The following is an 18,944-nucleotide window of genomic DNA, read 5'->3' on the forward strand; positions in this document are numbered from 1 at the left end:
ATACTTGGGAGGGATCACCGATGGAACCTACATCTCCGAAAGCCTTTTTTTCACCCGACATGTTTATGCGCAATTTTGCCGAAGCCGAGCCGGGACTTACCCGCAAAGGCGCTGCCGAAGAGTCCAACCGATGTCTCTATTGCTATGACGCCCCTTGTATCAAGGCTTGCCCGACGGGTATTAACATTCCTTCCTTTATTAAACGCATAGCCACGGACAACCTGAGAGGCGCCGCGCATACGATTATGGATTCCAATCCGGTCGGCGCAAGCTGCGCCCGCGTCTGCCCGACCGAAGAGCTGTGCGAGGGCGCCTGCGTGCTGAATGACGCCTCCGAGCCGATTGAGATCGGTCTGCTCCAGCGTTATGCGACGGATTGGGCGATGGAGAATGATGTCCAGCTGTTCACGGCGGGTTCTCCCAACGGGAAAAGGGTTGCCGTGATCGGCGGCGGTCCGGCCGGACTGTCGGCCGCCAGAGAGCTGGCCCGCGAAGGCTTCGCCGCCGTTATTTATGAAGCGAGGGAGCTGGCCGGAGGATTGGACACGCACGGCATCGTTTCCTTCCGGCTGCCGCAGTCCGTCTCCCTGTGGGAGGTTGAGCAGGTGAAGAAGCTCGGCGTTGAAATCCGCACGGGCGTCAAGGTCGGCACGGATGTAACGGTCGAGGAGCTGAAGTCGGAGTATGACGCGATCGTGCTCGCCGCCGGCATGGGCTATGTTCCCGAGCTTGGCATCCCGGGCGAAGAACTGGCCGGCGTATATGACGCGATCAAGCTGGTGGAATCGACCAAGACGGGCGTCTCCAACCTGCAGCTGACCGGGCAGCGCGTCGCCGTTATCGGCGCGGGCAACACGGCGGTCGACGCCGCGACCTGCTCCGTGCGGCTCGGCGCGGCCAATGTGAAGATGGTCTACCGCCGAACCCGCGAGGAGATGACAGCCTACGACTTCGAATACGAATTCGCCAAGCAGGAGGGCGTCGAGTTCAACTGGTTGACGCTGCCAAAGCGCATTGTCGGCGACGGACTCGGCAATGTGACGGGCCTGGAATGCGTAACCATGAAGCTTACCGGCGAGACCGGCAGCGACGGCAGGCTTAAGCCGATGCCGGTGGAAGGCTCCGAATTCATCATGCCGGTGGACGCCGTCGTGTTGGCAATCGGCCAGAAGCGCCATACCGGCCTGATCGAGCATCTCGGTCTTGAGCATGAATGGGGCGTCGTGAAGATTGATGAAACGACCCACCGTACTTCCGATCCGCTAATTTTTGCCGCGGGCGATATCGTCTTCGGCTTTGGAAAGGGCGAAGCGATGGTGGTGTCGGCGGCTCAGCAGGGCAAAACGGCCGCCCACGCGATTATTAAGCAATTCTTGCCGCAGCAGGACAGCGTTGTCGGCTCGGCTGTATAACCATATATTTTACCAGGGAGGGAATTAACAATGGCAGATTTGAGTATTAATCTCGCAGGGATCAAGTCGCCCAATCCGTTCTGGCTGGCCTCCGCGCCGCCTACCAATACAGGCTATCAGGTGCAGCGCGCTTTTGAAGCGGGCTGGGGCGGAGCCGTATGGAAGACGCTTGGCGATCCGATCATCAACACGTCCTCGCGCTTTGCCGCCGTTAATTTTAACGGGCAGCGCGTGGCGGGCTTCAACAACATCGAACTGATCACGGACCGTCCGCTTGATGTCAACCTGAAGGAAATCTATGAAACGAAGAAGAGATTTCCGAATCATGCCGTAATCGCCTCCCTGATGGTGGAACCCACACAGGAGAAGTGGCATGAAATCGTCAAAAGAGTCGAGGATGTCGGAGTCGACGGCCTTGAGCTGAACTTCGGCTGTCCGCACGGGATGGCTGAGCGCGGCATGGGCGCCGCTTCCGGCCAGCAGCCCGATCTCGTCGAGGCGCAGACGTACTGGGTCAAGGAGGTAGCGACTACGCCCGTGATCGTGAAGCTGACCCCCAACATTACCGATATCACGGTGACGGCCCGCCACGCCGTCAAGGGAGGCGCCGACGCGATCAGTCTGATCAACACGATCAACAGTCTCGCGGGAGTGGACATCCATACGTGGAACACGATCCCCCATATCGGCGGTAAGGGAGCTCATGGCGGTTACTGCGGCCCGGCCGTCAAGCCGATCGCGCTGAACATGGTTGCCGAATGCGCCCGGCACCCCGAGGTCACCGTTCCGATCTCCGGCATCGGCGGCATTTCCACCTGGCAGGACGTCGTCGAATTTATGCTGATGGGCTCAACCGCGATCCAGGTGTGTACGGCGGCCATGCATCACGGCTTCCGCATCGTCGAGGAAATGATCGACGGCCTGAACAATTATTTGGATGAGAAGGGCCTCGCATCCGTGACCGAGCTGACCGGCAAGTCGGTGTCCAAATATTCGAACTGGGGCGACCTTAACCTTAACTATAAAGTGGTTGCCCGGATCAATGAGGACAACTGCATCAACTGCAACAAATGCCACATTGCCTGCGAGGACACCTCGCATCAATGCATCGATATGCTGACCAATGCGGAAGGCAAGGCGATTCTTCAGGTGCGCGAGGAAGATTGCGTCGGCTGCAACCTGTGCTCCATCGTCTGTCCGGCGGAAGGCGCCATCGACATGGTGGAGGTGGACAGCGGCCTGCCTCCGATGACTTGGAACGAGCGCCAACGCGTCGTCGGCAGCTTGAGCGGTTCTTATTCCAAAGCGGAGGTGCTTTAAGGATGAAGAAGATCATCAAGAACGGAACGATTGTAACGGCAGCGGACACGTTTACCGGAGATGTCGCCATCGAGAACGGAATCATTACGGAAATCGGACTTAACCTGCAAGGGGACGGCGCCGAGATCATCGACGCTTCCGGCTGCTACGTCTTCCCGGGCGGCGTCGATCCGCATACGCATCTGGATATGCCGTTCGGCGGCACCGTGACGGCCGACGACTTCGAGACCGGCACCATCGCCGCTGCCTATGGCGGCACGACGACGGTAATCGACTTCTGCCTGACCAGCAAGGGGCTGCCCCTTCAGCAGGCGGTGAATACCTGGCATGAGAAGTCGCAGGACAAAGCCGTGATCGACTACAGCTTCCACCTCATGGTGTCCGAGCTGAACGACAAGGTGCTCGCGGAGCTGCCGCAAATCATCGAGAACGAAGGCATCACCTCCCTTAAAGTGTTTATGGCTTATAAAAATGTGCTTCAAGCCGACGACGGCACACTCTTCAAGACGCTCCAGGCCGCCAAAAAAGAAGGCGCGCTCGTCATGGTCCACGCCGAGAACGGCGATGTCATCGACTATCTCGTGAGCACGGCGCTGGCCGAGGGCAATACCGATCCGATCTATCATGCGCTGACCCGGCCGCCGGAACTTGAGGGCGAGGCCACGGGCCGCGCCGCCTATCTGACCGAGCTGACCGACTCGCAGCTCTATGTCGTGCATGTAACCTGCGCCGAAGCGGCGTGGAAGATCGAGGAGGCCCGCAAGAAAGGGCTGCGCGTCTATGGCGAGACCTGCCCGCAGTATCTTGTGCTTGACCAGACCGCGCTGGAAAAGCCGGACTTCGAAGGAGCCAAATACGTCTGGTCACCGCCGCTGCGTGAGCAGTGGAACCAGGACGTGCTGTGGAAATCCCTCTGGAACGGCAGTCTGCAGACCATCGGCTCCGACCAATGCTCCTTTAACTTCAAGGGCCAGAAGGAGCTGGGCCTTGGCGATTTCTCGAAAATTCCGAACGGGGGGCCGACGATTGAAGACCGGTTCACCATTTTGTATTCCGAAGGCGTGGAAAAAGGCCGCATCTCGCTGAACAAGTTCGTGGATATTATCTCGACTACCAGCGCGAAGCTGTTCGGCCTGTTCCCGCAAAAAGGGACGATCGCCGTGGGCAGTGACGCCGATGTCGTCATTTTCGATCCTGCCGTGCAGCGGACCCTTTCCGCTGAAACCCATCATATGAACGTCGACTATAACGCCTTTGAAGGCTTCGAGGTCAAGGGAGAACCGGTATCCGTGCTGAGCCGCGGCGAGTTTGTCATCCGCGACAAGAAGTTCGTGGGCAAGGCAGGCACCGGCAAGTATTTGCACCGCAAACGGTTCGGAACTGCTCCGGCTCTTCCGGCCAAAGCTGAGGTAAGCGGAGGGGTGATTTAATGTCCGCATATGATGATTTCGCCAAAGAGAAGCAGGAAATCGACAGTCTGCTGCTACAGGGATATACCGTTACCGGTATGCTGGAAACCCTGGATGGAGCCAAAGTGAAGTTTGACGGAGGAGAGCCGGGCGAAGGAAGCGAAGAGCTGCTGCTTCTGACGGCGGACGCCCGGAAATATGTGACGACGCTGGTTTTTGCCGGATTGCAGAAGGCGCAGTAGCCATCTTCCCAACTCAAGAGAAGCGTACACCGGGAAACCCCGGGGGTACGCTTTTTTGGCGAAAACTGATTTTCTGAAAAGGAAGCTGAAAATGGCGATTGACATCCATTAACGAATATTCTATATTATTGATTATCGATTAAACACATTGAATTAATAGGAATTTTTGATTGACCAGTTGTCTGGAAATCAAGCCGAGTGACGCCGCCCAGGCGAAGAGGCTTGATTTTTTTTATTTTCTGGAAAGAAGGTCGGTTCGGGCATGATCACCGTGACTAATCTGAACAAGAGTTACTTCACTCGCAGCGGAACGGTTCCGGCGCTTACGGATATTAATCTGCATATCGAAAAAGGAGAAATATTCGGCATTATCGGCTTCAGCGGCGCCGGGAAATCCACGCTGATCCGCTGTCTGAACCGGCTCGAGGAGCCGGATTCGGGCAGCATTGTGATCGGCGAGACGGTCATCACCGAGCTGAGAGAGCGTGAACTGCGGCTGGCCCGCCGCAAGATCGGAATGATTTTTCAGCAGTTTAATTTGTTTGATTCCAAAACGGTCTTTGAAAATGTCGCTTTTCCGCTGAAGGTGGCGGGCTATACGAAGCCGGAGGTGAAGCGGCGCGTCGGGGAGATTCTGGATCTGGTCAAGCTTGACAACAAGGCCGGCAGCTACCCCTCCCAGCTGAGCGGGGGACAGAAGCAGCGGGTTGGCATAGCAAGGGCGCTGGCCGGGGAGCCGGACGTGCTGCTGTCGGACGAAGCGACCTCGGCGCTCGATCCGCAGACAACCTATTCCATTCTGGAGCTGCTCGGGGATATTAACCGCAACCTGGGCCTTACCATTGTGCTGATTACGCATGAGATGGATGTTCTTCGCCACATTTGCAGCGGTGCTGCCGTGATTGAGGCGGGACGCATCGTCGAGAGCGCTCCTGTCCGGCAGCTGTTCCATGACCCGCAAAGCGATACGGCCAAGCGGTTCGCCGGGATTTTCGACTTCTACAAGAGCGGACAGCATGGAAACATTCCGGAACGGGCGGAAAAGGAGGTTGTGCTGCGATGAGAGATGATCTGGCCGGGTTGCTGTGGGAAGGATTGCGGGAGACGCTGTATATGGTGGCGTGGTCGTCGGTCTTCGCGCTGTTTCTGGGCACGCTGCTCGGGATCACGCTGGTGGTTACGGAGAAGGGAGGAATCCTCGCCGCTCCCGGAGTCAACCGGATAATCGGCACCGCAATTAACGGCGTGCGCTCGATACCGTTTATCATCCTGATTGTGCTTCTGCTGCCTTTATCCCGGCTGATTGTGGGTACAACGCTCGGCCCGACGGCGGCGATCGTCTCTTTATCCATCGGCGCGGCCCCGTTTCTGGGACGAATCATCGAAAATGCCCTGCGCGAAGTGGAGGACGGCAAGATCGAAGCGGCCAAATCGGTCGGCGCGGGGCCGTTCACCATTATCTTTCAGGTAGTCATTCCCGAGGCGCTTCCCGCGCTTATTCGGGGGATGACGATCGCTGTTATTTCCATCACCGAATTCACGGCGGTAGCGGGAGCCATCGGCGCGGGAGGACTGGGGAGCCTGGCGATCCGCTTCGGCTATCAACGGTTCCGAACCGATATTTTGCTCGGGACGGTCCTTCTCATCATTCTGATTGTGCAGCTTCTCCAATGGTCCGGTGACTATATCGCCCGTTCCATTGACCGGAGACGCTGTAAGAACGGTTAGAGCGTATTACTTTTTTTACATACATATTTCAGAGAAAGCAGGGATTGGGATGGCGAGAAAAGGAAGCTTATGGATTGCGGCGGTCATTATGGCGACAGGAATCTTGGCCGGCTGCGGATCGCAGAACGGAAACGGGGAAGCGGCGGCTCCACAGGCCAGCTCGGCTGCAAGCGAAGCGCCCAAGGAAGTGACAATCAAGGTAGGGGCGTCGGCTGTGCCGCATGCCGAGATTTTGGAATTCATCAAACCGAAGCTGAAGGAAGAAGGCGTCAATCTGGAGGTTGTTACGCTGGATGATGACGGACAGCTTAACCCTGCGCTGCAGGAGAAGCAGATCGACGCCAATTACTTCCAACACGTGCCTTATCTGGATTCGATCAAAGTGGAGAAGGGCTATGACTTCACGGTTACGGCCAAAGTCCATGTGGAACCGATCGGCTTCTACTCCGAGAAGCTGAAGAGCAAGGATGAAATCCCGCACGGCGCGAAAATCGGCATTCCGAACAATCCTTCCAACGAGTACCGGGCGCTTGTGCTGCTTCAGCAGCAGGGGTTGATCAAGCTGAAGGACGGTCTGACAACCTACGAGGCGACTCCTAAAGATATCGTTGATAACCCGCATAACCTGGAGTTTGTTGAGGCCGATGCCGCTACGCTGCCGCGTTCGCTGCCCGATCTGGACGGAGCGATCATCAATACCAACCTCGTCCTCGAGGCCAAAATCGATCCCAAGACGGCGCTGTTCCGCGAAGACGCGAACTCCCCTTACGCCAACATAGTGGTGGTCCGAAAAGGGGACGAGAACCGCGAGGAAATCAAGAAGCTGGATGAAGCGCTGACCAGTCCGGAGGTCAAAAAGTTTATCGAGGATAAATACGGCGTTGCTGTCGTTCCGGCCTTCTAGACTTTGTTGATGCCATCAACTAAACCGAGTTTTCGAACAAAAGTCTTGCCGCCTAGTGCGGCAGGACTTTTTGAATCGTAAAGCCGGATTCGGCCGGGACTATTTCCTCCGGGTTAGGGAGAAAATGTTGGCATACAGCCTTTATGAGCGTTTGCAAGCCGCGCCTCTGTGGGTAATGTACATCAGAATGTCCCAAAGGAGCCGGCCCGATGAAATACGAAATTGTGCATACCAATACGTTCAAATACGAAAACGAGGTCGATCAAAGCCTGAACACGATCCGGCTTAAGCCCTTGACCGACGAGGTCCAGCGTCTGCTGATGTACCGTGCGGACATTACCCCGGCTTCACTTACCAAGGAATACATCGATTTATGGGGCAACCAGGTGGAGACTTTTTTTATTCCCGAGAAGCATACCCTGCTGGAAGTCAAGACGACATCGGTCGTCAGCATTCAGCGCGATTCCTATATCCATGAAATCCGGTATTCGCAGCGGATGCAGGATATTTTTAATTCCAAGCTGTTCCGCCAGCATTATTTGTCTTATCTGAACGAAACCGATTATACCCTGCTGTCTCCGGAGCACTTGTCGGAAGCGGAGCGCGAACTGGGCAAAATGGACAATCCCGTGCAGTATGCTTTAAAGGTCATGAATTATGTATACAGCACATTTACCTATTGCGGAGATGCGACAAGCGTCAGCACCCAGGCCCGCCAGGCCTTCGGGCTCAAAAAAGGGGTATGCCAGGATCTGGCTCATGTCATGATCGGCATCCTGCGCGCAGGCCGCATTCCGGCCCGTTATGTAAGCGGGTATTTATACGTCGGCGAAGATTCCGCGCTTAAGGGCGATGCGGCGACCCACGCCTGGGTCGAAGTGATGGTGCCGGGCATCGGCTGGGTCGGCCTTGACCCGACCAACAATGTGGAGGCGCTGGACAATCACATCCGGGTCGGAACGGGCCGCGATTACGCCGACGTCAGCCCTCTGCAGGGCGTATACCGCGGAGGCAGCAGCACGCTTGAGGTCAGCGTGTCCGTGACACTTCTGGAGCAGCCGGGGGACTGAATCCGGAGCAGCGCGGGCGAATGCAGCTTGCGGTGCCGCCGGAGCAGGCAGCCGCTGTCCCTGTCGGACGCCGTCCCATCTCCCCGGCGGGAGAGAAAACGGCAGTCGATTGGCACCCCGGGCTTGGAAAATCGGGGCTAACCCTCTGCCTCGTATTCCGTTCGTAAGATCGACAGGATATGTTCCGACTCGAATCCGTTTTCCGTCTTGACGCAGTCCCGCAAAGTGCCTTCATACACAAAGCCGGCGGTTTCATAGACATGCCTCGCCCTGGCGTTATGCTCCCGCACATCCAGCCACAGCCGATGGACGGGGGTGCTGCGAAAGAGCCAGTCGGTGAGCAGCCGCAGCATTTCTTTGCCGAATCCGCGGCCCTTGCGCTCGATGACAATGCGCTGGATGCAGACGGAAAGATTAGGGTTTTGAAGGCCCGTTATAATTACATATCCCGCACGTTCCCCTGTCTCCGTCTCGATAATTAGATGCAGCATGCCGGCATCATGAAGCGCGGCGCGGTGCTGATCCGTCGTCCACTGGCCGATAAACGGCCGATTGTCTTCTCTCCTTTCAGCGGCAAGCACAAATTCCAGATCCTTCTCTCCGGTCTTCCGCAGCGAGATTAAATTCGATTGAATCTGCATGTGTTCCCCTCCTTTTTTGGTAACAATATAGCATAAAAGGGGCAAAACTATTAACTGTAAATCTTCGTGTGATATAATAAAGAATCTCCATAATTTGAATAAGAATGAGGACAAGCCATGGATTCCATCAATCAGCCCCCCAGGCCGCCGCAGAAGGCGACAATTGCCGATGTAGCCAAGGCCGCGGGCGTTTCAAAAACGACCATTTCCCGCTATTTGAGCGGAGACTATAAATCGATTTCCGAAGCCACACTGATAAGAATTAAACAAAGCGTTAAAGAACTTCGCTACCGCCCGAGCCGGTTGGCCCGGGGCCTGCGCCAGGACCGCAGCTATTCCATCGGCATGATCTTCGCCGACATCTCCAACCCCTTCTCCACCTCCGTTCTTAAGGGGGCCGAGGACGTGTGCACGAAACAGGGGTACAGCATGATTGTGTGCAATACGGATAACGATCCCGAGAAGGAAAAGAATTATATCGCGATGATGCATGACCAGCGCGTTGACGGGCTGATCATCCACCCGACCGGACAGAACCTGGAGAATCTGCGGGAACTCTCGGAGGACCAAATTCCGATCGTAATGATCGACCGCAGAATCCCGGGACTTAAAGTCGATACGGTCGGGACCGATAATGAAAAGGCCATGACCGAAGCGACGGGGTATTTTCTTGACCAGGGGTTCGAGCGGATCGGCTTCTTCTCGCAGCCAATTCAGCATGTCAGCTCCCGGATTGAGCGGGCCCAGACCTTTGTCCAGATTCTGGCTACGGCCGGACATCCCAGCGTCGACGATATTTACGAATATGAGCCCCGGATCCAGGGGCAGTTCGATGAACAACTGGACCGGTTTATTGCCGAGACGCAGGGTCAATACCGCATGATTTTTGCAGTCAACGTAGTGACCCAGCTGAAATTGATCAACGCTCTGCAGAAGCGGGGGCTCCGCATCCCCGAAGATGTCGGCTTTGCCGGTGTTGACGATTCGGAGTGGGCGCCCGTTGTCGGTTCCGGACTCACAACCATTGCGCAGCCGACCTATGAGATCGGCTATAAGGCGATGGAGCAGATTCTGGAGCGGATTGCCGGCGATAACGGACCGGAGCAGCATTTTGCCTTGTCTGCGAATTTGATCACAAGAGGCTCAACTCCATCAAGAAATGCTAAGATCCTGTGAACGGTATTGACGTAGGAGCCTGCCCTCATGTATCTTTATGCCAGTGGAACCGATACCGATAACCGATTCCATCCTAATCGATTAGCACAGGTTGTGAAATCTGTCACTTAAGAGTCGCTGTTAACTATAAGCGGCTCATCTTTAGAAGCATCATGGAACCGATACCGTTAATCGATACCATCGGACGTTCTACTGATGTCGGCGAATTATTTTTAAACTAAAGGAGAAATTGGGATGACTCAGGTATTTACAACGACGGCTTCCCTCGGCCCGCTGGCCGCAGACGGGGGACAGGAACTATGTGTCCCGGTAGCCATAGCCGCAGGATGTGCCGGTATTGAAATTCGCAGAGAGCTGTTTCGGGAGGAAACTCCCCGCCTGGACGATCTGAGAGATTTGATCAGGAAGGGCCGGCTTGTAAGCGTTTATTCGGCACCCATTGAGCTGTGGAACGCGGATGGTTCGCTGAATGTGGAGAAGCTGGATGTTGTTATACCGGAGGCGCTGGCAATCGGAGCGGTATGGCTCAAGACTTCGCTTGGGCATTACAAGTCCGGAGTGTCGGATCTGGAAGGGCTCAAGAAGTACTTGAAGAGCCATGTATCGGATTCGGACGCTTTGGAATTGACGGTTGAAAATGACCAAACACTTCATGGCGGTAATGTAGCAAAGCTCCGGAAATTTTTCGAGGATTGCCAAGAAGCGGGGCTGTTTATCCAGATGACCTTTGATATCGGCAACTGGAACTTTACCGAAGAAGAAGCCATGAAAGCGGCGGCGGAACTAAACAAATATGTCGGCTATATTCATTTAAAACATGTAGAGAAAATCGATGGGAAACTGGTAACTCTGGGACTTCCGGAAGAAAAAGATAGCCTATGGCGTAGCATTCTGGACCTGCTCCCGCGCGATGTTCCGCGTACGATTGAGTTCCCGGTTGAAGGTGAAGATGTTGAAGGGGTTCTGCGGAAGTATGTATCAATGATATCGGAAGCCTAAGCTTTACGCTTTCGAAGCAGATGATGTCAAAACTTTTAGCCTACGCTTTCGAAGCAAGTTTTGCGAAGTGAGACTGAAAGCAGATGCTGTCAAAACTTTTAGGAGGAATGGTTATGAAAGCATGTGATGTTGTAACATTCGGGGAAGCCATGGCTATGTTCATCGCTGATCGTCCGGGCGAACTGCATCAAATCGAAAAATTCACAAAAGCTCTGGCTGGAGCGGAAACAAATGTATCTATCGGTCTGGCTCGGCTCGGCTTTGGCATGCGGTGGATCAGCAAGGTCGGAAACGACGCGTTTGGAAAATTTATTGTAGATGCTCTTCGCAAAGAGAATGTCGATGTGGATGCGGTATTTGCAGATGATCGTTATCCGACGGGATTTCAAATGAAATCCAAGGTCCTGGATGGAGATCCGCAGGTTCAGTATTTCCGCAAAGGCTCTGCCGCAAGCACGATCTGCCCGGGAGATGTCGACATGAACTACTTTACCACTGCTAAGCATCTCCATTTGACGGGAATTCCGTCGGCCATCTCGGCATGCGCACGCGAGCTCTCCTTTGAAGCGATCAAAGCGATGAGAGCAGCCGGCCGCAGCATTTCGTTCGACGTTAACCTGCGTCCGAAGCTGTGGAGCAGCGAGACCGAAATGATCGAAACCGTCAATGCGCTCGCTGTTCAGGCGGACTGGGTTCTTCCGGGTATGGGAGAAGGCAAGCTGCTCACCGGTTATTCCAATCACAGAGATATTGCAGCCTACTATCTGGACCGCGGAGTACAGCTCGTGGCTGTGAAGCTTGGACCGGAAGGCGCGTATTACCGCACCCCGACCGATGAAGGCATTGTCGAAGGTTTCAAAGTGCAAGCTGTCGATACGGTCGGTGCCGGAGACGGATTTGCAGTAGGTTTAATCAGCGGTCTGCTTGACGGCCTGCCGGTGAGCGAAGCGGTACGGCGCGGAAACGCGATCGGAGCTCTTGCCGTAACAGCGGAAGGCGATTCGGAAGGACTTCCTACCCGCGGACAGCTGTCAGCTTTTATGGATGCATCCGTTATTATTAAATAAGGAGAGAGAAAATCGACATGGAAAATAAAAAGCTGGCTCCAAGCCGATGGTTAAAATTGATTCCTGTTATTTTTATTACGTATAGCTTGGCCTACCTGGACCGCGCAAACTATAGTTTCGGTTCAGCATCCGGTATGGCTAAGGATTTGAATATTACGCCAGCCGCTTCCTCACTGCTGGGCGCTCTGTTCTTCCTGGGCTACTTCTTCTGTCAAATTCCCGGCGCTACTTATGCCGCGAAGAGAAGTGCCAAGAAACTCGTATTCGTCTGTCTAATCTTGTGGGGATCATGCGCCGCTGCAACCGGTCTCGTAAATGACATCCGAGTGCTCTATGCCATCCGGTTCACACTTGGGGTCGTAGAAAGCGCTGTAATGCCGGCGATGCTGGTTTTCCTTAGCAACTGGTTCACCAAAAGCGAACGTTCCCGCGCGAATACGTTCCTGATTCTCGGAAATCCCGTTACGGTTCTATGGATGTCCATTGTCTCCGGGTATCTGGTACATGGCCTCGGCTGGCGTCACATGTTCATCGTTGAAGGCTTGCCTTCCGTAATTTGGGCATTCTTCTGGTGGAAGCTGGTTAAGGACAAACCTAGCGAAGCCAAGTGGTTGTCCGACAATGATAAGAAAGATCTTGAACAGGCGCTTCTTGAAGAACAAAAGGGTATGAAAGAAGTCAAGAATTACCGTGAAGCGTTCAAGAACCCTAAGGTTATTATGCTGTCCATCCAATATTTCTTCTGGAGTATCGGTGTTTACGGTTTTGTTATGTGGCTTCCGTCCATTCTTAAAGAGTCTTCAGGTATGGGAATTGTCAATGCAGGCTGGTTGTCCGCGGGTCCGTACCTGGCAGCCATCATCGGTATGCTTGGTGTATCTTACTACGCTGACCGCACTATGAACCGTAAAGGTGCCGTTTGGGTTTGTCTGCTGATTGGCGCGATCGCCTTCTATGGTTCCTATTTGGTCGGGGCTTCGAACTTCTGGCTGTCCTACTCGCTGCTGGTTATCGCCGGCGGAGCGATGTATGCGCCTTATGGACCTTTCTTCGCTATCATTCCGGAGATTCTGCCAAAGAACGTTTCGGGCGGCGCGATGGCGCTGATCAACAGCTTTGGAGCACTTGGTTCTTTCGTAGGTTCTTACATTGTAGGTTACCTGAACGGCTCGACCGGTTCGCCTGACGCTTCCTTTATATTCATGGCGCTGGCGCTTGTCGTATCCGTTGTAATGACCCTTGTAGTAAAGACGCCAAAGGGAAACGCTCCTGACGGCGAAAAATTGGCCGCGTAAAATTCCGATTTGGAAGACACGGCGCAGAGTGCCAAATTTGGCACAGCGCCGTCTCTTCCCTTTATGTATTATAATAATGTGCAATTGACATATTCGTTCAGAAAAAATCAAGTAGACAAAATCAAGCAGTAAAACTTGGAGGGAATTATGATGAGTAACCGAATTTCTACTATTTCGCCCTTTACAAGAGCGATTCTGAAGGCTCACCTGTGCTCCTGCGGAGTAGACTACTCCAAAATGGATAAGCCCGTCATCGCCATCGCCAACTCCTGGAACGAAATCGTGCCGGGACATGTGCATTTGCGCCAACTGGCCGACCGTGTGAAAGAAGGCATCGAGGCCGCCGGCGGTCTGGCGCTGGAGTTCAACACCATCGCAGTATGCGACGGCATCGCACAGGGACATGAAGGCATGAAATACTCGCTGCCGAGCCGCGAAATCGTAGCCGACAGTGTGGAAACGATGGTTAAGGCGCATGGTATTTTTGACGGTATGGTCGTCCTGAGCTCCTGTGACAAAATCGTTCCGGGTATGCTGATGGCAGCCGCGCGCTTGAATCTGCCGGGTCTGGTTGTGCTGGGCGGAGTTATGCCAAACCACATCAAGCCGAAGGAATCCAAAGCGGCAAGACGGGCATTCCTCGACGGCAAGCTGGATGAAAAAGGCCTGGTTGAAGTGACTAACCAATACTACCCGGGTCCTGGCGCGTGCCCGTTCCTCGGAACAGCCAACACGATGCAAGGTTTGTCCGAAGCGCTCGGCATGGCTCTGCCGAATTCGTCCTGGATGCAAGCTCTGTCCGACGAGCAGCTGGATGCTGCGGAAGCCGCCGGCCGTCAAGCGGTCGAATTGGTGAAAAAAGGCATTACACCAAGCCAGATCATGACCCGCGAAGCGTTCGAGAACGCCATTTCCGTGCTGCTGGCTATGGGCGGCTCGCTGAACGCGTGCCTGCATCTGCCGGCAATCGCGCATGAACTCGGCATCGACCTGCCGATGACCCTGTTCGACGACATCAGCCGCCGCGTTCCGTTCCTGGCGGGTGTAACACCGAATAACCAAGAATATACCACGAACGATCTGCAGCGTGCAGGCGGCATGAAGGCTTTAATGAAGGAACTCGGCGGACTGCTGCATACCGGAGCGTTGACTGTTACGGGCGACACTGTGGAGAACAACATTGCGGACGCAGAGGTTCTGGACCGCGACGTCATCCGTACGTTGGCAGAGCCGCTGGACAAGGAAGGCGGCGTGGCCGTACTGGTAGGCAACCTGGCAGCGGACGGCGCGCTGATCAAGCAGTCGGCGGTAGCTCCTGAGCTGAGAAGCTTCACAGGACCGGCAAAGGTGTTCAACTCCGAGGAAGCCTTCTCGGAAGCTTATGAAGCGGGCCTGATTCAGGAAGGCGACGCGGTCGTGATCCGTTATGAAGGACCGAAAGGCGGACCGGGCATGCGCGAACTGCATCGTTGTACGGAGATCCTCGGCAAGTTCAAGCGCGCTGCGCTTGTAACGGACGGCCGTTTCTCGGGCGCAACGTCGGGTCTGTCGATTGGTTACGCAAGCCCCGAGGCCGCGGAAGGCGGAACGATTGCGCTTGTACAGGACGGCGATATGATCGAGATCGACATCGCAACCCGTAAGCTGCAGCTGCATGTCTCGGAAGAAGAGCTGGCGAAGCGCGCGAAGCATCTGGAAGAGTTCAAAGTCGAAGCCAGCAAGCTGCTTCGTCTGTACGCTCAGCATGCTTCCTCGGCATCCAAGGGCGGCGTGCGCGTAGTGTCTGAGGGCATTAATGAAGCGCAGGCCGTGAAAGAGGAGGTAACAGCATGCCAAAAGTAGTTGCACTGCCGCGTTCTTTCTCCCGTTCGGAGGAAGCGAAGGAAATGCTGCTTCAGGCCGGATTCGAGGTCATCTGGAATACGGAAGGCCGTCCGCTGAAGGAAGCGGAACTTATCGAAGTAATCAAGGGCGCTGACGCGCTGATTACCGGGATCGACGAGGTTACAGCAAAGGTGCTGGAAGCCGGCGCTCCGACCTTGAAAGTCGTTGCGAAATACGGCGTCGGCTATGATAATATTGATGTGGAAGCCGCGAACCGTCTGGGCATTCCGGTGACCATTACGCCGGGCGCTCCTACCCGTTCGGTAGCCGAGCTGGCGCTCACTTTAATGCTGAGCGTCTCCCGTCACATCCCGCAGATGAATGCGGGAGTAAGAGACGGGGGCTGGAACCGCATTACCGGCACAGAGCTTGGAGACAAAGTGCTGGGCGTCGTTGGTCTCGGAGCCATCGGAGCCGAAGTTGTGAAGCGCGCAGTTGCATTTGATATGAAGGTCATTGCATATGATGCCTTTGTCCGTCAGGATATGATCGACAAGTATGGCGTGCAATACGTTACGCTTCAAGAGCTGTATGCGCAGTCCGATTACATTACCCTGCACGCTCCGGCGCTTCCGGAAACGGTCGGCATGATCAACAAGGAATCTCTGGCTCAAATGAAGAAGTCCGCGATTCTGATCAATACGGCCCGCGGAGATCTGGTCGTTGAGCAGGATTTGTACGAAGCTCTGTCTTCGGGACAAATCGCGGGCGCTGGACTGGACACCTTTGTTCAAGAGCCGCCTGCAACGCTGGACATCGTCGGTCTGCCCAATGTGGTGACTTCGCCGCATGTCGGTTCCAACACGGTAGAGGCCGGTTACCGGATGGCAAAAATGGCTGCGGAAGAAGCGATCCGCGCGGTGAACGGAGAAGCGCCTAAATTCCCGGTCAAGGTCCCGGTTAACAAGTAAACGAAAACTGCCGGCAAACGGAAAGATCACGTTATTTTTAAACAAAGGGGAACTGGAAATGAAAAAATTGCGTATTGTCAATCAGATACATGAGGGAGGCGTCGTCGCGGTTCTCCGCGGAGACTCCCCTGAAGAAGTAGTGGAAATGGCGAAGCAATCGATCGCCGGCGGCATCAAGATTATCGAAGTTACACTGACCGTGCCGTTTGCTCTGAGAGCCATCGAGAAGCTGGCCGCCGAATACTCTTCGAGCGCGCCTGCCGACTCCGATAAATATGCGGTGATCGGCGCAGGAACCGTGCTTGATCCTGAGACTGCCCGCGCCGCCATCCTGAGCGGATCGGAATTTGTGGTTGGACCTTCGCTGAATCCGGAAACGGTCAAGCTTTGTAACAGATACCGCGTTCCGATCATGCCGGGCGTCATGACGGCGATGGAAATCCAGGAAGCACTCGACCTGGGCGTCGACGTTGTGAAGCTGTTCCCGGGGAATCTGTACTCGCCAGCTATGATCAAGGCGTTCAAGGGCCCGCTGCCGCAGGCGAATATGATGCCGACCGGCGGCGTTAATTTGGACAACCTGAAGGATTGGATCAAAGCCGGAGCTTTTGCCGTCGGTATTGGTTCCGACTTGACTACAGATGCCCTGCGCGAGAAGGATTACAGTCTTGTTGCCAAGAAATCGGCTCAGTACATCGAGGCGTTCAAAGCGGCGATTAACTGAATTTAAAGCGACAGACAATGAAATAAGGCTGACCCATCGTTCACGTGAGTTGACGATGGGTCAGCTTTTTTTTGAAATATAAGTAAGAAAGCTTCGGATATCAGAGTGATTTTCCTATATTAGGAAGCTCCTCACGGTATTTGAACGTTCTTTTTTCCACCGCCGCCAATGAATAATTGATAGCGAGTCCGAGCAGGGCTAACACAATAACGATGGCGAACGTTTCCGGAGGTTTGACATTGGCCTGAAAGAAATAGAGCGCATAGCCAAGCCCTGTATTGGCCCCCAGCATTTCGGCGGCGATCAGTACCAAAACCGAGGTGGTAGCACTTAACCTGATCCCTGTAAAAATGGAGGGCAGCGCTCCCGGTAAAATCACCTTCGTAAACAATGACAATTTGGAAATTCCCATCGATCGTGCCGCTTTAATCAAATTAAGGTCTGCCGATTTCACTCCCGCTATAGTGTTAAGCAGTACTGCCCATAAAACCGCCCAGAAGATGACGGCTACTCTGGAAGTCTCACCAATGCCGAAAAAAAGAATAAATATCGGCAGCAGCGCCAACACGGAAAGGTTGCGGAAAGTTTGGAGCAGCGGGTCGATGAATCGTTCGAACCCTCTGTACCAGCCGATGAGAAGCCCAAGCGGAATCGAGAATGCAAGCCCCAGAATAAACCCGGTCAGCGATCTGCGCAGACTGATAAGCAAGTTCTCCACAAGCTCTCCGGATACGGTAAGCTGCCATAGTGTAACGATGACTTTAGAGAATGGAGGGAAAAATACGGTATTGACCAAGTGCAGCCGCGCGATAATTTCCCAAAGCGCCAAAAACAGAATAATAGACAGCAGCTTATATACCGAGTTCCAGATTGATCTTAATACTTTAACCACTGCAAAATCACCACCATTGTAATGTTATGGTATAAACGGCTTAACCTTGTACGGCTACAAGTTGCATGCTAGATGCTACATGCTATTGGGGCGCATACTCATTAGTAAAAATGTCGGCAGGCTGAATATCGCCCTTCTTCCACAAGCCGATTTGTTCGGAAATATCGAACCACTGTTTGATATAGTCCTGGTTAATATCTTTGTCTTCATCGTACCAGAACACGCTCAGATCTTCCGGCTCCAGCTTCAACTGCTTGGCGACGATCTGCTTCGCCTCTTCCTGATGCGAGTTTACCCATGGCCGCACCTTGGCGAGCGCTTTTGTAAAGCCTTTTACCACATCGGGGTGCTGCTTGATAAAATCTTCGCTGAACCCGCGAACGGAAAGTCCGGCCCCGGGAGAATGCAAAATGTCCCAGCTTGTCGCGATCTGGCGGATTCCTTTCTGCTTAAGCGCTATGCCGGCAAAGGGAGGATGCGAAGTCGTCACATCAACCAGCCCTTGTTCCAGGGATTGCTCCTGCTGCCCGGGTGCCGGCAGAGTTGTCCAGTTCACATCCTCAGATAAATGCTGCTGGCTCAAATAGTATTTCAAGTAACCGTCCGTGCAGGGCCCTACGTTTGAAATGGCAACTTTCTTTCCAACGATGTCGTTTAGCGAGCGAATCGGACTGCTGTCTTGAACCAGGTATCTTACGTGGGGGAAATCCTTGTTGTCCACCATTCCCGGAGCCACAGCCAACATCTTGAGGCCGGCCAGACGGGCCTGGGCTACATTCGGTGGATGTCCGCTGATAAATGCGTCATTTATCCCCTGGGCGATCAACTGATATTCCGTTACGCCTTTACCGAGCACTCCCGTATATTCGATCTTGATGCCCTCTTCCTTGAAATAACCGAGTTCATCGGCGATCGTGATTTCATTGAACCCGGTCTGGGTCGCCACCCGAATCGGAAAAAGGCCGTCGCTATCCGCTTTGGAGCTTGCGCCGGAGTTGTCGCTTCCGCAGCCTGCAGAAAAAATGAGCAGCACGGTAATGAGCAATGCAAAAGCTAAACGTCTTCTCACTGGATTTAACCTCGGGCGTATCATTTTTGATACGGTTCCTCCTTTTCCGTTGATGGCAATTTGCTTCGGTTTCTTCTCTAACATTTAATCAACTCCTATTAATGTTTTTTATTCAATTATTTTACAGTCGTAAGCTGCAAAATATTGAGCGCTGTAACCCTTTTGAAAAACAAAGGCTCTTATGCTGCGTAAACGACACAA

19 protein-coding genes are annotated in these 18,944 nt (G+C 54.2%); 16 read left to right on the forward strand and 3 right to left on the reverse strand.

Annotated features, from left to right (window positions below):
• Positions 1-20 precede the first annotated feature (20 nt).
• The 9 genes from EH198_RS15590 to EH198_RS24720 all read left to right on the forward strand — a co-directional run bounded on the left by EH198_RS15590 (position 21) and on the right by EH198_RS24720 (position 8,252).
• Positions 21-1,412, forward strand: coding sequence for an NAD(P)-dependent oxidoreductase (locus EH198_RS15590; protein WP_124696447.1), 1,392 nt, complete (start codon positions 21-23; stop codon positions 1,410-1,412).
• Positions 1,413-1,442: 30 nt separating this feature from the next.
• Positions 1,443-2,732, forward strand: coding sequence for an NAD-dependent dihydropyrimidine dehydrogenase subunit PreA (gene preA / locus EH198_RS15595; protein WP_124696448.1), 1,290 nt, complete (start codon positions 1,443-1,445; stop codon positions 2,730-2,732).
• A 2-nt stretch (positions 2,733-2,734) separates the two neighbouring features.
• Entirely contained in the window at positions 2,735-4,162 is a 1,428-nt protein-coding gene (hydA, locus tag EH198_RS15600; RefSeq protein ID WP_124696449.1) for a dihydropyrimidinase, read from the forward strand.
• Positions 4,162-4,383 carry a hypothetical protein gene (locus EH198_RS15605; protein WP_124696450.1) on the forward strand — a complete coding sequence of 74 codons (222 nt, stop codon included), beginning with the start codon at positions 4,162-4,164 and terminating at the stop codon, positions 4,381-4,383. Before hydA ends, EH198_RS15605 begins: the two co-directional genes overlap by 1 nt.
• 262 nt (positions 4,384-4,645) lie before the next feature.
• Positions 4,646-5,446 carry a methionine ABC transporter ATP-binding protein gene (locus tag EH198_RS15610; protein ID WP_124696451.1) on the forward strand — a complete coding sequence of 267 codons (801 nt, stop codon included), beginning with the start codon at positions 4,646-4,648 and terminating at the stop codon, positions 5,444-5,446.
• Positions 5,443-6,111, forward strand: coding sequence for a methionine ABC transporter permease (locus EH198_RS15615; RefSeq protein ID WP_124696452.1), 669 nt, complete (start codon positions 5,443-5,445; stop codon positions 6,109-6,111). The genes EH198_RS15610 and EH198_RS15615 overlap by 4 nt, the downstream gene beginning before the upstream one ends.
• Positions 6,112-6,160: 49 nt before the next feature.
• A complete protein-coding gene (locus EH198_RS15620; protein ID WP_124696453.1) occupies positions 6,161-7,015 on the forward strand; it encodes a MetQ/NlpA family ABC transporter substrate-binding protein in 855 nt (284 codons plus the stop codon).
• A gap of 209 nt (positions 7,016-7,224) precedes the next feature.
• The gene (locus EH198_RS15625) at positions 7,225-8,085 is read left to right on the forward strand and encodes a transglutaminase family protein (protein WP_124696454.1); all 861 of its coding nucleotides are present in this window, start codon (positions 7,225-7,227) and stop codon (positions 8,083-8,085) included.
• A gap of 20 nt (positions 8,086-8,105) precedes the next feature.
• A complete protein-coding gene (locus tag EH198_RS24720; RefSeq protein ID WP_185702912.1) occupies positions 8,106-8,252 on the forward strand; it encodes a hypothetical protein in 147 nt (48 codons plus the stop codon).
• Here the strand turns inward: EH198_RS24720 and EH198_RS15630 are convergent.
• Positions 8,223-8,726, reverse strand: coding sequence for a GNAT family N-acetyltransferase (locus tag EH198_RS15630; RefSeq protein ID WP_124696455.1), 504 nt, complete (start codon positions 8,724-8,726; stop codon positions 8,223-8,225). The two genes, EH198_RS24720 and EH198_RS15630, sit on opposite strands and share 30 nt — an antisense overlap.
• Before the next feature lie 117 nt (positions 8,727-8,843).
• Between EH198_RS15630 and EH198_RS15635 the strand changes: the two genes are divergently transcribed.
• The 7 genes from EH198_RS15635 (at position 8,844) to EH198_RS15665 (ending at position 16,782) form a co-directional block, all read left to right on the forward strand.
• Positions 8,844-9,902: a LacI family DNA-binding transcriptional regulator gene (locus tag EH198_RS15635; protein ID WP_124696456.1), complete on the forward strand. Its 1,059-nt coding sequence runs from the start codon at positions 8,844-8,846 to the stop codon at positions 9,900-9,902.
• Between the two features lie 234 nt (positions 9,903-10,136).
• Complete coding sequence (locus EH198_RS15640; RefSeq protein WP_124696457.1) at positions 10,137-10,901, forward strand: sugar phosphate isomerase; 765 nt, start codon at positions 10,137-10,139, stop codon at positions 10,899-10,901.
• Between the two features lie 113 nt (positions 10,902-11,014).
• Positions 11,015-11,968: a sugar kinase gene (locus EH198_RS15645; RefSeq protein WP_124696458.1), complete on the forward strand. Its 954-nt coding sequence runs from the start codon at positions 11,015-11,017 to the stop codon at positions 11,966-11,968.
• 17 nt (positions 11,969-11,985) lie between these two features.
• On the forward strand, positions 11,986-13,263 hold the full coding sequence (locus tag EH198_RS15650; RefSeq protein ID WP_124696459.1) for an MFS transporter: 1,278 nt from the start codon (positions 11,986-11,988) through the stop codon (positions 13,261-13,263).
• Between the two features lie 150 nt (positions 13,264-13,413).
• Positions 13,414-15,105, forward strand: a complete 1,692-nt coding sequence (gene ilvD / locus EH198_RS15655) for a dihydroxy-acid dehydratase (RefSeq protein ID WP_124696460.1) — start codon at positions 13,414-13,416, stop codon at positions 15,103-15,105.
• Positions 15,093-16,058 carry a phosphoglycerate dehydrogenase gene (locus EH198_RS15660; protein ID WP_124696461.1) on the forward strand — a complete coding sequence of 322 codons (966 nt, stop codon included), beginning with the start codon at positions 15,093-15,095 and terminating at the stop codon, positions 16,056-16,058. Before ilvD ends, EH198_RS15660 begins: the two co-directional genes overlap by 13 nt.
• 58 nt (positions 16,059-16,116) lie before the next feature.
• On the forward strand, positions 16,117-16,782 hold the full coding sequence (locus EH198_RS15665) for a bifunctional 2-keto-4-hydroxyglutarate aldolase/2-keto-3-deoxy-6-phosphogluconate aldolase (RefSeq protein ID WP_124696462.1): 666 nt from the start codon (positions 16,117-16,119) through the stop codon (positions 16,780-16,782).
• Between the two features lie 100 nt (positions 16,783-16,882).
• Here EH198_RS15665 and EH198_RS15670 read toward each other — a convergent pair whose 3' ends face one another.
• Together EH198_RS15670 and EH198_RS15675 are read right to left on the reverse strand one after the other, a co-directional pair.
• On the reverse strand, positions 16,883-17,674 hold the full coding sequence (locus EH198_RS15670) for an ABC transporter permease (RefSeq protein ID WP_124696463.1): 792 nt from the start codon (positions 17,672-17,674) through the stop codon (positions 16,883-16,885).
• 82 nt (positions 17,675-17,756) lie between these two features.
• A complete protein-coding gene (locus tag EH198_RS15675; RefSeq protein WP_221621532.1) occupies positions 17,757-18,827 on the reverse strand; it encodes an ABC transporter substrate-binding protein in 1,071 nt (356 codons plus the stop codon).
• Positions 18,828-18,944 lie beyond the last annotated feature (117 nt).

This window comes from Paenibacillus rhizophilus, assembly GCF_003854965.1.
Classification (GTDB): domain Bacteria; phylum Bacillota; class Bacilli; order Paenibacillales; family Paenibacillaceae; genus Paenibacillus_AQ; species Paenibacillus_AQ rhizophilus.

Bases quoted from the DNA above. Each gene is read 5' to 3' on its own strand.
- EH198_RS15640 (WP_124696457.1), top strand. From the start codon at position 10,137: ATGACTCAGGTATTTACAACGACGGCTTCCCTCGGCCCGCTGGCCGCA.
- preA (WP_124696448.1), top strand. From the start codon at position 1,443: ATGGCAGATTTGAGTATTAATCTCGCAGGGATCAAGTCGCCCAATCCG.
- EH198_RS15635 (WP_124696456.1), top strand. From the start codon at position 8,844: ATGGATTCCATCAATCAGCCCCCCAGGCCGCCGCAGAAGGCGACAATT.
- EH198_RS24720 (WP_185702912.1), top strand. From the start codon at position 8,106: ATGCAGCTTGCGGTGCCGCCGGAGCAGGCAGCCGCTGTCCCTGTCGGA.
- EH198_RS15605 (WP_124696450.1), top strand. From the start codon at position 4,162: ATGTCCGCATATGATGATTTCGCCAAAGAGAAGCAGGAAATCGACAGT.
- EH198_RS15665 (WP_124696462.1), top strand. From the start codon at position 16,117: ATGAAAAAATTGCGTATTGTCAATCAGATACATGAGGGAGGCGTCGTC.
- EH198_RS15590 (WP_124696447.1), top strand. From the start codon at position 21: ATGGAACCTACATCTCCGAAAGCCTTTTTTTCACCCGACATGTTTATG.
- EH198_RS15615 (WP_124696452.1), top strand. From the start codon at position 5,443: ATGAGAGATGATCTGGCCGGGTTGCTGTGGGAAGGATTGCGGGAGACG.
- EH198_RS15610 (WP_124696451.1), top strand. From the start codon at position 4,646: ATGATCACCGTGACTAATCTGAACAAGAGTTACTTCACTCGCAGCGGA.
- hydA (WP_124696449.1), top strand. From the start codon at position 2,735: ATGAAGAAGATCATCAAGAACGGAACGATTGTAACGGCAGCGGACACG.
- EH198_RS15620 (WP_124696453.1), top strand. From the start codon at position 6,161: ATGGCGAGAAAAGGAAGCTTATGGATTGCGGCGGTCATTATGGCGACA.
- EH198_RS15645 (WP_124696458.1), top strand. From the start codon at position 11,015: ATGAAAGCATGTGATGTTGTAACATTCGGGGAAGCCATGGCTATGTTC.
- EH198_RS15630 (WP_124696455.1), bottom strand. From the start codon at position 8,726: ATGCAGATTCAATCGAATTTAATCTCGCTGCGGAAGACCGGAGAGAAG.
- ilvD (WP_124696460.1), top strand. From the start codon at position 13,414: ATGAGTAACCGAATTTCTACTATTTCGCCCTTTACAAGAGCGATTCTG.
- EH198_RS15660 (WP_124696461.1), top strand. From the start codon at position 15,093: ATGCCAAAAGTAGTTGCACTGCCGCGTTCTTTCTCCCGTTCGGAGGAA.
- EH198_RS15625 (WP_124696454.1), top strand. From the start codon at position 7,225: ATGAAATACGAAATTGTGCATACCAATACGTTCAAATACGAAAACGAG.
- EH198_RS15650 (WP_124696459.1), top strand. From the start codon at position 11,986: ATGGAAAATAAAAAGCTGGCTCCAAGCCGATGGTTAAAATTGATTCCT.
- EH198_RS15675 (WP_221621532.1), bottom strand. From the start codon at position 18,827: ATGTTAGAGAAGAAACCGAAGCAAATTGCCATCAACGGAAAAGGAGGA.